Annotated in this window: 14 protein-coding genes; 7 read left to right on the top strand and 7 right to left on the bottom strand. The window is 42.6% G+C overall.

Annotated features, from left to right (window positions below):
- The first annotated feature begins 25 nt into the window (after positions 1-25).
- Genes PHI47_RS03120 through crcB form a run of 7 tightly spaced genes read left to right on the top strand, consistent with a single transcriptional unit; the run spans position 26 to position 5162 of the window.
- Complete coding sequence (locus tag PHI47_RS03120; protein WP_299933654.1) at positions 26-1348, top strand: S41 family peptidase; 1323 nt, start codon at positions 26-28, stop codon at positions 1346-1348.
- 2 nt (positions 1349-1350) lie between these two features.
- On the top strand, positions 1351-2061 hold the full coding sequence (gene purC / locus PHI47_RS03115; protein ID WP_299933652.1) for a phosphoribosylaminoimidazolesuccinocarboxamide synthase: 711 nt from the start codon (positions 1351-1353) through the stop codon (positions 2059-2061).
- Positions 2062-2078: 17 nt separating this feature from the next.
- Complete coding sequence (gene purS, locus PHI47_RS03110; protein WP_299933650.1) at positions 2079-2321, top strand: phosphoribosylformylglycinamidine synthase subunit PurS; 243 nt, start codon at positions 2079-2081, stop codon at positions 2319-2321.
- Complete coding sequence (gene purQ, locus PHI47_RS03105; RefSeq protein ID WP_299933648.1) at positions 2318-2992, top strand: phosphoribosylformylglycinamidine synthase subunit PurQ; 675 nt, start codon at positions 2318-2320, stop codon at positions 2990-2992. The genes purS and purQ overlap by 4 nt, the downstream gene beginning before the upstream one ends.
- Positions 2989-4131, top strand: coding sequence for a hypothetical protein (locus PHI47_RS03100; protein WP_299933646.1), 1143 nt, complete (start codon positions 2989-2991; stop codon positions 4129-4131). The genes purQ and PHI47_RS03100 overlap by 4 nt, the downstream gene beginning before the upstream one ends.
- Positions 4112-4807: a lysophospholipid acyltransferase family protein gene (locus PHI47_RS03095; RefSeq protein WP_299933644.1), complete on the top strand. Its 696-nt coding sequence runs from the start codon at positions 4112-4114 to the stop codon at positions 4805-4807. The genes PHI47_RS03100 and PHI47_RS03095 overlap by 20 nt, the downstream gene beginning before the upstream one ends.
- A complete protein-coding gene (crcB, locus tag PHI47_RS03090; protein ID WP_299933642.1) occupies positions 4776-5162 on the top strand; it encodes a fluoride efflux transporter CrcB in 387 nt (128 codons plus the stop codon). The genes PHI47_RS03095 and crcB overlap by 32 nt, the downstream gene beginning before the upstream one ends.
- Here crcB and PHI47_RS03085 read toward each other — a convergent pair.
- The 7 genes from PHI47_RS03085 to grpE all read right to left on the bottom strand — a co-directional run bounded on the left by PHI47_RS03085 (position 5116) and on the right by grpE (position 13056).
- A complete protein-coding gene (locus tag PHI47_RS03085) occupies positions 5116-5721 on the bottom strand; it encodes an ATP-binding cassette domain-containing protein (RefSeq protein ID WP_299933640.1) in 606 nt (201 codons plus the stop codon). The genes crcB and PHI47_RS03085 overlap by 47 nt on opposite strands.
- A complete protein-coding gene (locus tag PHI47_RS03080) occupies positions 5718-6950 on the bottom strand; it encodes a glutamate-5-semialdehyde dehydrogenase (protein ID WP_299933638.1) in 1233 nt (410 codons plus the stop codon). Before PHI47_RS03080 ends, PHI47_RS03085 begins: the two co-directional genes overlap by 4 nt.
- An 18-nt stretch (positions 6951-6968) precedes the next feature.
- The gene (locus tag PHI47_RS03075) at positions 6969-7946 is read right to left on the bottom strand and encodes a hypothetical protein (RefSeq protein ID WP_299933636.1); all 978 of its coding nucleotides are present in this window, start codon (positions 7944-7946) and stop codon (positions 6969-6971) included.
- Positions 7943-9169: an EAL domain-containing protein gene (locus PHI47_RS03070; RefSeq protein ID WP_299933634.1), complete on the bottom strand. Its 1227-nt coding sequence runs from the start codon at positions 9167-9169 to the stop codon at positions 7943-7945. The genes PHI47_RS03075 and PHI47_RS03070 overlap by 4 nt, the downstream gene beginning before the upstream one ends.
- Positions 9170-9290: 121 nt before the next feature.
- A complete protein-coding gene (locus PHI47_RS03065) occupies positions 9291-10400 on the bottom strand; it encodes a response regulator (protein ID WP_299933632.1) in 1110 nt (369 codons plus the stop codon).
- Between the two features lie 217 nt (positions 10401-10617).
- Positions 10618-12495 (bottom strand): molecular chaperone DnaK, encoded by a 1878-nt coding sequence (gene dnaK, locus PHI47_RS03060; RefSeq protein WP_299933630.1) that lies wholly within the window; start codon positions 12493-12495, stop codon positions 10618-10620.
- A gap of 21 nt (positions 12496-12516) precedes the next feature.
- Entirely contained in the window at positions 12517-13056 is a 540-nt protein-coding gene (gene grpE, locus PHI47_RS03055; protein ID WP_299933628.1) for a nucleotide exchange factor GrpE, read from the bottom strand.
- Positions 13057-13205: the final 149 nt, after the last annotated feature.

Genomic DNA, 13205 nt, shown 5'->3' with positions numbered 1-13205 from the left:
TTAAATAAAGCTTGGAAAAACAGAGATGAAAAATATCAAAATGATGGTTGTCGGCTTCGCCAGTGCGGTTGCCGTGACTGTCGCTCTTTCCACTACCCTCTTAGCCAAAAGCGATGTTCCTGCCGTTAGCGAAACTTCTGTTGAGGCTTCCCGATTACAATCATTAGCAAAATTTACCAAAGTACTGGGGATCGTTGAGCAATACAATGTTGACGGACTCACCATTGATCAGTTGATCGATAAAGCGTTGCAGGGACTTTTGTCCAATCTTGATGCCCATTCTACCTATATGGACAAACAAAGCTACGACAGCCTCAAAAGTCAAACAGACGGCGAATTCGGCGGATTAGGCATTACCGTTGGTATGCGCGACAATGCCCTCACGGTTATCGCACCAATCGAAGGGACTCCGGCAGATAAAGCAGGAATCAAAGCAGGTGATATTATCCTTAAAATCAATGACAAATCCACCCTGAGCATGACGATTGACGATGCAGTCGGATTAATGCGAGGAACTCCTAAAACTCCAATCGATTTAACCATCGTTCGCAAAGGAGCAGCGGAACCGTTGAAATTTCATATCATCCGTGACATTATCACCGTAGAGTCCGTTTATACCCGTAAAATCGGTGGCAATATCCTTTATATCCGAGTTACAAGCTTCGATAAAAAAGTAGCAGTCGATGTCAGAACCGCGATCAAAAAACACGCCGCTAAAAGCAACGGGATCATCTTGGACCTGCGCAATAATCCTGGAGGGTTATTGGATCAAGCGGTTGAACTGACCAACTTGTTTGTGAGTGAAGGAGTCATCGTATCCCAAAAAGGGCGTAACAAAGCAGACGACATCTCTTACAGTGCCACTAAAAGTGCCAAAATCACCGATTTGCCTCTCGTTGTCCTTGTAAATGAAGGAAGTGCCAGTGCCTCTGAAATTGTGAGCGGTGCTTTACAAGATCTCAAACGCGGTGTCGTTGTCGGTGAAAAAACCTTCGGAAAAGGGTCTGTGCAAGTCGTCATGCCGATCACTGAAACTGAAGCGATCAAGCTCACGATTGCGCGCTATTATTTACCAAGCGGCCGCACTATTCAAGCCGTCGGCGTCGTCCCTGATATTGTCGTAGCATCCGGAGAGGTCAAAAATCACGATAATCAATTCAACCTCAAAGAGTCCGATCTCAAAAAACATTTGGAAAGTGAACTTCAAAAAGACGGCGGTATGCTTGATGTCACCGAAGTCAATGCTACCAATAAAACCATTATCACTCCTGAACAATTGGATAAAGATATCCAACTCAGAGAAGGTGTCGATATCATCAAAGCTCTTATCATAGTCAAAGGAAAATAACCATGGAAAAACGCGATCTCATCTATGAAGGAAAGGCTAAACGCCTCTTTAGTACAGACGATCCGAATCTAGTCATTGCCGAGTTTAAAGATGATCTTACGGCATTTAACGGAGCTAAAAAAGATAGTGAATCCGGTAAAGGGGCGTTGAACAATAAAATTTCAACCGAACTGTTTAAAATGTTAGCGCAACGCGGAGTGGAATCGCACTTCGTAGAGATGCTCGATGATAATAATATGCTGTGCAAAAAAGTGGACATCATCCTCATCGAAGTTATTGTACGTAATATTGCGACAGGAAGCCTTAGTAAAAACCTCGGCATAAAAGACGGTACAATCCTTCCGTTTACCCTTGTTGAATTTGACTATAAAAACGATGCACTCGGTGATCCAAAACTCAATGATCAACACTGCTTGATCCTTGAACTCGTCAAAAATGAAGCTGAACTCGATCAATTGCGCGCTATGGCACGTGAAGTCAACTCAATTTTACGCCCTTATTTCCATGAAAAAGGGCTCAATCTCGTCGATTTCAAACTCGAATTCGGTCGTGATGCAAACGGAAAAATCATCCTCGCCGATGAAATCAGCCCGGACAACTGCCGTTTTTGGGATTTAGCAACGGGTGAAAAAATGGATAAAGACCGTTTCCGTCAAGGTCTCGGCGGGCTTAAAGTAGCCTATGAAGAAGTTCTCAACCGAATTCTCGGATAATTTAGTAAGGAATTAGAATGAAAGCAATTGTAAACGTATTTTTAAAAAACGGCGTTCTTGACTCTCAAGGCAAAGCAGTACTTCATGCCCTTAGCGGTCATGGTTTTGGAACGGTCAGTGATGTTCGTGTCGGCAAACAAATCATTATCGAAATGAATGAAAGCGATGAAACCGCTGCCAAAGAAAAAGTAGCCCATATGTGCGAAGAGCTCTTGGCCAATACCGTTATTGAAGATTACGAGATTGAGATTCAAGCATGAAAGTAGGTATTGTTCAGTTCCCGGGGACAAACTGTGAGTACGATACCCAACATGCGTTTGCTGAGTTAGGGTGTGAAACACAAATTCTTTGGCACAAAGAAGATACGATCGCTTCCGATACGGATTTAGTAGTAGTTCCGGGCGGATTTAGCTACGGCGATTACCTTCGCAGCGGTGCCATTGCAAAAATGTCTCCGATTATGAAAGCACTTAAAATCTATGCGGACAACGGCGGAAAAGTTTTAGGCATCTGCAACGGTTTTCAAGTATTGGCCGAAATCGGGCTTCTTCCGGGTGCCCTTAAACGTAATGAGGGGTTGCATTTCATCTCTCGCCATCACCATCTCAAAGTGGTGAATAATGAGAATGAATTTTTACGCTTCTGCAAAACGGATCAGGTGCTGAATATTCCGATTGCCCACCATGACGGTAATTTTTACATCGATGATGCCGGATTAAAAGAACTTTATGCCAACAACCAAGTTCTTTTAAAATATACTGATAGCACCGGAAGTATCGACAACCCCAATGGATCCGTCGATAGTATCGCAGGAATTTGCAATAGAGCCAAAAATGTTTTTGGCCTTATGCCGCATCCGGAGCGAGCAATGGAATCACTTTTAGGTTCGAATGACGGACGGGCTATGCTCGAAGGGTTTATAAACGCTTGAAAACGCTGTTACTTTTCTTTCTGATTGTTGCACACTTATTTGCGACCGAGCCGTCCGTTCTGACAGATACAGCTGTCCAAGAAGAAACTACAGCGGCTACCCCTACCGATCAGAAATCAGAAATAGATACTCTCTTTTCGGGTACTGCCTCTGCCCTAACTCTACAATTTGACAATCTTCCATCCCATTCATATGTCGGAGAAATTATTGCCGTTTCCGTTAAACTGACGCCGGTTGATGTTGCATCGGGCAATATTGAATACACTCTTCAAAATGAAGAGGGAGTTCGGATTTTCAGCGATACCCCGCGCCGAAGTGTTAAAGAAGACGGTGTATATGACACTTTCTACTTTTTAGTCCAATCCTCTGCAGTACGTCTTCCCGATATTACCGCCACACTAACCTCTACAGGGACAAACTCTGAAACATTAATCGGTACAACATTGAGCGCAACGCCCCTCAATCCTCCCTCTACGTTTGCAAAAGTTTTAGCCGATAAGTTTGAGATCATAAACTATAAAACCACTCCGTACAATAACGAAAGTAATGTTGTTATTTTCACAGTAAAAGCATCACGATGTAATATCAGCGATTTTTTGATTCCCAATGCCATCAAACAAGGGTTTGAGTCCAAACTCCCTAATGTCGGCGAATCACAGATGACCTATTATGCAATTATCCCGAATACTGAACAAAATCTCAACTTCTCTTTTTTCAATCTTAAGAAGCAACGCTATGAATCCCTCGTTATCCCCATCATTGTGGATGATGATACCGTTTCGACGCAAAGTGATCTATCCCCTACTGATGCACGCCATACAGAGCTCAAAGTAGGAGCAGCAGGCGTTGTCAGTGTCATCTTGTTTGGTCTATTCTACTGGAGACGGCAAAAAGGGTATTTGTATGCCTCTGTAGTTCCGATGTTCTACATCGTCTTTGCCATTCTGCCAAACCAAGATATCTGTGTCAAAAAAGATGCTTCAATTTATTTGCTTCCAATCAACAATGGGACTATTTTCGAGACAACGCTTCAAGAAGAGCATTTGGAAGCTGAAAAAGAGGTAGGTGACTTCACAAAGGTCCACCTCACTAACGAAAAAGTCGGATGGGTAAATAAGCGTGATATTTGCTCGAATTAAATGGCTTTATGCCATAGTCGTCATCTTTTCAGGGATGACACTGATGATTACAACGTTCTATCTTCTCCCCAAACCTTATGCCGTCAAATTTTCAGCATGGTTTATCCGGTTACTCGTTTTTGTCCCTGTTAAAGTCCATGGAACTCCCGATCCAGATGCCCAAATGTACCTCATTAACCACCAGAGTGAAATGGATATTGGGATTATGGAAACCATCACCTCCAAAGACCTCGCATGGGTTGCCAAAAAAGAGCTATTTAAAGTCCCTTTTTTTAGCCTTGTTCTCCGTTTGCCCAATGACATTGCACTCGAACGTGAAAGCAAAACAGCCCTTGTAAAATTGATTAAAGATTGTAAAGACCGAATCGATCAAGGACGTGTTATCACCATTTTCCCGGAAGGAACGCGTACCGAAACCGGAAAAATGAAGCCCTTTAAACCGGGCGCTAAAATGGTTGCCGATAAATTTGCGCTCAAAGTTCAACCGGTTGTCTTTTTAGCTACTGCATGGCATTTCAGCAATAAGCGCAAAGACTTTAATTCAGGAACCGTTCACGCAATTTATTTGGACTCTTTCACAGCGGATAAAAGTGATCCGGATTGGCTGAAAAATCTACAAATCACAATGCAAAAGGTGTATGACGATGAGTTGGCAAACCATCCTCGCTATCGGTAGCGGTGCTTTCTTAGGGGCGATCCTTCGTGCCTATATGAACGGTGTCGTCAATCATCATTTCCCTCACACCCTTCCGTTTGGAACCCTCTCCGTCAATCTGATCGGCAGTTTTATCATCGGTGTACTGTTCGCTTATTTCAGTTATACAACCCTCTTTAGTGTACATGCCAAATCGTTTTTGACAACCGGTTTTTTAGGAGGACTGACCACCTATTCCACTTTTGCAATGGAAACAGTCTTTTTACTCGGGGGCGGAAATATCATCATGGCGGCGGCGAATATGGCGCTGAACCTCTTCGGTACGGTTCTTATGGCTGGAGCGGGATTTTATCTGTTTCAGAATATTTTAGAGTAATAATCTCATCGGCACACCACCGTGCCAAATCTCCGTCATGGGTTATAAGTAATACCCCCATCCCCTCAATATGACTCACAATCAATTTCATAATATCAAGCTGATTAAGATTATCGAGTGCCGAAGTTGGTTCATCGAGCAACAAGAGTTTTGGCTTCATCAAGAGTGCGCGCAATATCGAACATCGTTGCAGTTGCCCGCCGGAAAGCTTATGAGGCAATGAATCTAAAAAAGCCTCTTCTAGCCCCATCTGTACTAAAAGCGATTCGTACCCTTGCATTGATGTCACTTCCATGATTTGCTCACGTACCGTATAGGTGGGATGAAAAGAGCTATAGGGGTCTTGAAAGACTTGAGAATAGGATTCTGATCGGATCATTCCATGTGAAGGCTTGCGATGGCCTAATATGAGTTCGAACAGGGTCGACTTACCAACACCGCTGGGGCCGACAATCGCTTTTATTTCCCCTTCTCTAAGCGTAAGGGAGAAATTATCAAATATAGCGATATCTTTACTATATCTAAAAGATATATTTTCAATATCTAATACAGATTTCAACGAATCTGTCCTTTTCCGTATACTTTGTATTTGTACGTTGTCAATCCCTCTACTCCCATCGGTCCGCGTGCGTGGAGTTTGTTGGTACTGATCCCCACTTCGGCACCGAAACCGAAGGCTCCGCCATCCGTAAATCTTGTTGAAGCATTGACATAGACAGCCGCCGCATCGATCGCATCCATAAAGCGCTCCGCCGTTGTGATATTTTCGGTGATGATCGCTTCGGAGTGCCCTGATCCAAAACGGACGATATGGCTAATCGCCCCTTCCACACCGTCAACCACTCTAATATTCAAAATATTGGCGAGATATTCAGTATCGAAATCTTCCTCACTGGCAGGTGAAACACTGATGACATCTCGGGTTTGTTCACACCCTTTTAATTCGGTATGGGCACGATCAAATACCTCTTTAAACAGTGGCAACACCTCTGTCGCAATCGCACCGTCAATTAATAATGTTTCCATTGAATTGCAAACGCCGGGACGCTGTACTTTTGCATTGATGGCAATGGCAAGAGCATTTTCAATATTCGCCTCTTTATCAATATAGGTATGACATAGCCCTTTATCGTGTTTAACCACAGGGACACTCGAATTTTGACTCACAAAACGGATCAGAGCTTCTCCTCCGCGCGGAACGATCAAATCGACATATCGATCCATCTTGATCAGTTTCGCCACCCCCTCACGCGTCGCATCCGGCAGCAGAGCGATCAATTCTTTAGGGAGGTTATTACGTATTAAAACCTGCTGCAATACCTCAGCTATAACCGCGTTTGATTTTTCCGCTTCTTTTCCCCCTTTGAGGACACAGCCGTTGGAGCTTTTGAAACAAAGTGCCGCCGTATCGGAGGTGACATTCGGACGAGATTCGTAAATGATCCCGATCACCCCGATTGGGATACTCACTTTCTCGATTTTAAGTCCCGCTTCGGTTACCCACCCTTCAATCACTTTTCCGATAGGATCTTTGAGTGCGGCAATCTCTTCGATCGCTACCGCCATAGATTCAATCCGTTTTTCATCGAGCAATAACCGCTCTTTCATCGACGTTGCTAGATTGCCTTCATCGGCATTACGCATATCAATCGCATTGGCTTCGATGATATTCATCGTATTGGCACGAAGCGACTCTGCCATCTCCCGTAGAATTCGGTTTCGTTCGCTTCCGCTTAATGTTGCCAGAACACGGCTGGCCGATTTTGCTTTTTCTAAAAATTGTTCCATTTTTCTATCCTTGAATTCTTAATTCGACTCTCGAGCGATAAAAAGAGAGAGTTGGTCGTACGCTTTCGTATCTATTAAATTCTGCATGGCTGTGATTGTTTCACTTTTGCGAAAATTCTTCTGATAACGTAATACTTCATCCATTAAAGCATGGCATCGTTGATCGTCTTTGCTATCTGCTGCGGCTTTTAGTTCTCCAATCAACGTCATAAAAAAAATATTTTTTTTAAGTTTATAAAAAATATCGGGGTCAGGTTCAAATACTTTTGCTTGAGTACTTTGAGGCACTTCTTTTGTATTAACCGGTATAAATGCTTCCGATTCAATCCTCTCGACACGATCTTCACTCTCGCTCTCTTCAACAGCCTCTTCGTATTTTTCCTTGAACTCTTTCACCGGTTTGGAAGAATTTTGCTTACGCATTTTCCATAACACCAATGCAATAGCAACGATGCTAAATAAAGCAATCATTACTTCTATTTTACTTTTTGGTTCTTCAGGATTTTTATTCACAATAACAGGTTTTACAGGTGCGGACGCAGTAGTATTCTGCTCGAACTCGTCCTTTACTGCTGTCGTCATATTTACTTCGGGTACAGGCACTTCTTTGATATCAATTTCAGGCTGCGACGGCTTGAAAAATACAGCCCCTTTGGTAGGTCCGAAATAGCCATTTATGTATGCATCAGGATAATGCTTTTTAAACTGTTGCAGTACAGTGCCAGCCCCTTTTTCGGTCTCAATTGGCTCAACAGCCAACATAAATGCCTTTCCTGATGCTCGGGCAGCAATGTCAAAATGGTACTCTTTCTGTAGAGCAAGCTCCGAAGCCCCTATTTTAGAATCGAGCTTACCCAAAGCATCTTTTGCTTCATCAAAAGTAGCATATGAGGCCAATACAACTTTATACCCCTCTGCCTCTGCGGCATGCGAATGGATTGATACCAACAAAATTATCCAACTGATCAGTACAAACTTCATCCCATTTTTTCTCATTCTTCCATCGCCTTTTCAAACCTATTTACTTTGTCCATAACTTGCGTAATAATCGGCTCTATTATCGCATATTTTAGACCCAAAGTCTGTAAATACTCTTCGATCGCTTCGGTATCAAACAACTCGATAGAGCGAACCAGATCAAGCATCTCGCCATAAAACCCTTTCCCTTCCAAAAGCGCTTGTTTAATCTCATCTGAGATATTGAGTTTTTCCAAAACTTCACGCTGCGGCATATGGAATAAAAGGTGGATCAACGAGAGCATTCCCGTAAAATAAGCCATGGAAAGTTCATGTTTCGATGCGTTTGGATTGATCACCTGAACCAAAGAACTCATCAACTCGGTACGATAAACCACCATTAGCAAAAGCGGAACCCGCTTTTCAACACCGCCGTGCGATTCGGAGAACATCATTAGCATAATCCAACGAGAAATCGGATCACGCCCCATCAGTAATAATACCTGCGCGATCGATGCGACCGGGGTTTTGAGTGAAAATGCGGCAGAATTGATAAAACGGAGCAACTTCAGACTGATTGCATGATTGTTTTGAAAGGCGTCGACCAGCTCAGACATTTCGGTATCCGTTTGCAAGAGATTCCATAACCGGAATATCCCTTCCTGTTCAGGAGAAAAAGAGGTATTTTTGATGATGTTCGGTTCCGAGATAAAGTACCCTTGAAAATAATCCATTCCCATCGAACGGCACAAATCATACACATCATGGGTCTCGATTTTTGTTCCGATCACTTCGATTCCCGCATCATGAAACATGGGAATATTACGTCCAACCAATCCCAAATCGCTTTGAGTCACATCGATCTTGATATAACTGAGTGAAGGTAAAATCAACGTAAATCGATTCATACTCTCGTGAGTCAAAATACAATCATTGAGAGCAAAGCGATATCCCTGATCACGTAAAAACCGCATTCGATCCGCAAGTGCTTCGTCAATGACAGCATCGGCAAAAAGAGAGTAGACTACCTTTTCCTGTAAAAGTAAATCAATAACATCATAGTGGAGAAACTCGGTATTGACGCGGATAAAACCGATATGTTTACCCAGAACCGTCTCCATAGAAATCAGAAGATTACTGATAACAGCTGCGGTCAATCCATTATCATCATTATGACCTGACTCACGATAAAGCAAGTCATATGCGACAATTTTAGCTTTGGCATTGATAATAGGCTGTCGTCCGATATATCTATCGCTCATATAAATCCAAAAAAATAATATAGATAATGATTATAACAAAGGTTGACTGGAGTTATCTAAAAGAGGAGGTTTTCTCCGCAAATGCGGAGAAAAAATAACAACTGCAGGTACGATAAAAGCTTTAAAGATACTCTCTAATATCTTGCTTTAATCTCTCTAGCTGGATCTTGTACTGGTCGAAAAGGATAAAGTAGCTCTGTTCATGAGGATCACTGAGAGCAAGTTTCATGTTTGAAGCAATTTCACCGAGTGGGTGTGCCCCGATATTTTCAGTTACACCGATAATATCAAGAAGGTATGCATCAGCATCTTGAAGGTTGTTAGAACGTAAAAGTTCTCCTAACTTATCAGAAGAATTGGCATAGTCAAGCATAAACTCGGCTAAGATTTCACGGTAAAAATTCTCATCTTCTCCACATGTTTGAAGCCCTTTTTCAACATCTAAATTTTTTCTCAAATTGACTTCTATCGACTCATCTTTTTGAGTTTCTTTACCTGAATATGCATAGATGACTTTATAGAGGGATTCCATTCTTAGAGGCTTTTCTAGCTGTTCAGCCATTCCTGCACTCTTCATTTTTTGTATGTCATCCGATGCTGTGTCACCGCTAAGTGCTACCACTAAGATATGATCGTACTTAGGATTTTCTCGAATAATACGTGTTGCTTCAAAACCATCCACTCGCGGCATGTGCGCATCCATTAAAATCATCAAAAAGTTAGTGTCATTTTCAAGTATATCCAGAGCTTCCTGACCATCGTTGGCCATGATTAGCTCTATACCGCTTCCCGCTAAAAGACCCAAAAGAACTTTTTGGTTGATGATGTTATCTTCTGCAACCAATATTCTCTCCCCGGCGAATTCAGAAAAATTTTGTTTTGTAATTTTTCCATGCTCCGGAACAGACCGTTTTGGTATTGTCTTGTCACTTTTTCGTCTGCTCGTTACGTCTTTGAACGTATCTTCATGAGCTGGTGTTATGCCTTCAAAATCTCTTTCTTCTTTTACAGGTAAGGGAATTTCCGGAAGCGGCTTTGCTTGTGGCTCCTCTTTTATCTCCGGGGCAACCGTTACCTTCTCTTGGGCCGCTACTTCAGGTATATCATGTTTTTCCGGTTTTTCACTAGGAATTTGAGGGGTTGAGCTTCTTTTAAAAATAAAGTAAACAACTAAAATGGCTACCACGACAGCTACGGTGATTATAATCTCTTGTTGAAATTCATTAAACATTGATTACTCTTTTTTTTCTTTAATCATACAATATTTTACTTATAAAAAATAATATCGGTTTTTCAGAAAATAGTTTTTTATTATTGAGACGATAAATGTGAAGAAAAGGAAAAGAATTAAAAGGAGAAAGCTGTATTTATGGAAATGGATCCCCGGGTCACGCCCGAGGACCTCCTAGAGGTTCTTGTGCCCTATAGGGTATGACGTACGGGGGAAATTACTCGATTTCAGCGTCGATGACGTCGTCATCTTTTTTCGCGTGACTTGAAGCAGCTTCGCCGCCTTCGTTTTGTTTGTACATTTGCTCTGCCATTTTGTGGCTCGCGTCTGCCAATTTTTTCGTAGCCGCTTCGATCTCTTCTTTAGAAGCATCGGTATTTTTGAGTACCGCTTTAAGCTCTTCAAGCGCTGATTCAATCGTTGCTTTTTCCGTTGCGTCGATTTTATCACCCATCTCTTCGAGAGATTTTTCGGTTTGGTTTGCCAACGCATCCGCTTGGTTGCGAAGATCTACGATCTCTTTGCGTTTTGCATCTTCGGCTTTGTGGTTTTCAGCGTCTTGAACCATTTTGTTGATCTCTTCTTCGCTCAACCCGCTTGACCCGGTGATTTTGATCTCTTGGGTTTTACCTGTCCCTTTGTCCGAAGCAGATACCGTCAAGATACCGTTCGCGTCGATATCGAAGGTTACTTCGATTTGAGGTACACCGCGACGTGCTGATGGGATACCGGTAAGTTCGAATAATCCGAGGGCTTTGTTATCACGGGCAAACTCACGCTCACCTTGACCGACTGAGATAGAAACAGCCGGTTGGTTATCTTCTGCTGTTGAGAAGATTTGTGATTTTTTCACCGGGATAGTGGTCCCTTTTTCGATGATTTTTGTCATAACACCGCCGAGAGTTTCAATCCCGAGTGACAATGGTGTAACGTCAAGAAGAAGTACGTCTTTAACATCTCCGCGAAGAACTCCACCTTGGATTGCTGCACCGGCTGCGACTACTTCATCCGGATTTACCCCTTTGTTAAGGGTTTTTCCGCCGAACTCATCCGAAACCATTTTTTGTGCGATTGGAAGACGAGTTGAACCCCCAACCATAATAACTTCGTTGATTTCGTTATTGCTCATCCCTGCATCTTTCATCGCAGTTTTGATATGAGAAATAGTCTCTTTAACCAACGTGTCGATCATCCCTTCGAATTTTGCACGGGTCAATTTCACAACTAAGTGTTTAGGACCTGATGCGTCTGCGGTGATAAACGGAAGATTAATCTCAGTTTCTTCTGCTGAAGAGAGCTCTTTTTTCGCATTTTCAGCCGCGTCTTTAAGACGTTGAAGCGCCATTTTGTCTGCTTTGAGATCAATGCCGTGATCGGATTTGAACTCGTTTGCGAGGAAATCTACGATTTTATTATCGAAATCATCCCCACCGAGGAACGCATTACCGTCCGTTGAGAGAACCTCGAAAGTCCCCTCAGAGATTTCAAGAACCGTAACGTCAAATGTTCCGCCCCCTAGATCATAAACGAGAACTTTTTCATCCCCTTTTGAATCCAAACCGTATGCCAATGCAGATGCTGTCGGCTCATTGATGATACGAAGAACGTTAAGCCCTGCGATGGTTCCCGCTTCTTTCGTCGCTTTACGCTGAGCATCATTGAAGTACGCAGGAACGGTAATAACCGCATCGCTTACCGCTTGTCCGAGGTAGCTCTCTGCATCCGCTTTCAATTTAGAAAGGATTTTCGCGGAAATTTCTTGAGGGGTATATACTTTACCTGCAACGTCTACCGCAGCCATACCGTTTTTATCAACGATTTTATAAGTAACTTTGTCGTGAGCCTCTTTTGCTTTCTCTTCGTTCATCATAAGACCCATGATACGTTTGACCGAGTAGATTGTTTTATCCGGGTTAGTGATCGCCTGACGTTTTGCCGGATCACCTACGAGAATTTCACCTTTATCGGTAAATGCTACTACGGAAGGGGTAGTGTTTTTTCCCTCTTTGTTCGGGATAATTTTCGCTTCGCCGCCTTCATAGACTGCAACACATGAGTTTGTTGTTCCTAAATCGATACCAATAACTTTTGACATAATAATTTCCTTGTTTTAAATTTAGTTTGCAATAACGACCATTGCATCGCGCAATGTTCGCTCTTTATATCGAAACCCTTTTTGGAAAGTGTTTACGATTGCTCCGCTTTCATGATCCGGGCTGTCCACACGCTGTACGGCGTTGTGAATATCCGGATTAAACGGCTCATTCTCATCGACAGGGGTTACCCCGTGCTTTTCAAGAACGCTAAGCAACTGTTTCATAGTTAACTCAACACCCTCTTTAAGTTTTTCGAGAAGCACATTTGCATCCGCTTCAATAGCCGTTGCACCGATCGCCATAGAAAGCGAATCTACAACGGGGATCAAATCTTTCGCAAATTTTTCGTTTGCATACTCAAGCGCTTGATATTTCTCACGCTCAAGACGTTTTTTGATATTGTCGAAATCGGCATGTACGCGAGCATACTTGTCTTTGAACGACGCTAATTCGGCTTGGATAGTTTCTAATTCATTCATGCTCTCAGCAACTGCTTCCTCACCCTCTTGCAGGGTAGGCTGTTCGTCGCTGATCACTTCTTCATTTACTTCGTTAGACATAAGTTTATACGACTCCTTTTTTGAAATCCGGCGTTATTATAGTACATTGAGTCAACTGTTGTCAAGTGGTATATGATTATTTTTATGCAGAATAGTTTAGTCTATCTGTATCAAGTATATATACCGACCTAAAATGCTATAATAAGGTT

The organism is Sulfuricurvum sp., assembly GCF_028713855.1.
Lineage (GTDB): Bacteria > Campylobacterota > Campylobacteria > Campylobacterales > Sulfurimonadaceae > Sulfuricurvum.
The sequence above is the reverse complement of the archived record's forward strand: the minus strand, read 5'-3'. Positions and strand labels throughout refer to the sequence as shown.

Bases quoted from the DNA above. Each gene is read 5' to 3' on its own strand.
- PHI47_RS03070 (WP_299933634.1), bottom strand. From the start codon at position 9,169: ATGAGCGATAGATATATCGGACGACAGCCTATTATCAATGCCAAAGCT.
- crcB (WP_299933642.1), top strand. From the start codon at position 4,776: ATGAGTTGGCAAACCATCCTCGCTATCGGTAGCGGTGCTTTCTTAGGG.
- grpE (WP_299933628.1), bottom strand. From the start codon at position 13,056: ATGTCTAACGAAGTAAATGAAGAAGTGATCAGCGACGAACAGCCTACC.
- dnaK (WP_299933630.1), bottom strand. From the start codon at position 12,495: ATGTCAAAAGTTATTGGTATCGATTTAGGAACAACAAACTCATGTGTT.
- PHI47_RS03120 (WP_299933654.1), top strand. From the start codon at position 26: ATGAAAAATATCAAAATGATGGTTGTCGGCTTCGCCAGTGCGGTTGCC.
- purC (WP_299933652.1), top strand. From the start codon at position 1,351: ATGGAAAAACGCGATCTCATCTATGAAGGAAAGGCTAAACGCCTCTTT.
- purQ (WP_299933648.1), top strand. From the start codon at position 2,318: ATGAAAGTAGGTATTGTTCAGTTCCCGGGGACAAACTGTGAGTACGAT.
- PHI47_RS03080 (WP_299933638.1), bottom strand. From the start codon at position 6,950: ATGGAACAATTTTTAGAAAAAGCAAAATCGGCCAGCCGTGTTCTGGCA.
- purS (WP_299933650.1), top strand. From the start codon at position 2,079: ATGAAAGCAATTGTAAACGTATTTTTAAAAAACGGCGTTCTTGACTCT.
- PHI47_RS03065 (WP_299933632.1), bottom strand. From the start codon at position 10,400: ATGTTTAATGAATTTCAACAAGAGATTATAATCACCGTAGCTGTCGTG.
- PHI47_RS03075 (WP_299933636.1), bottom strand. From the start codon at position 7,946: ATGAGAAAAAATGGGATGAAGTTTGTACTGATCAGTTGGATAATTTTG.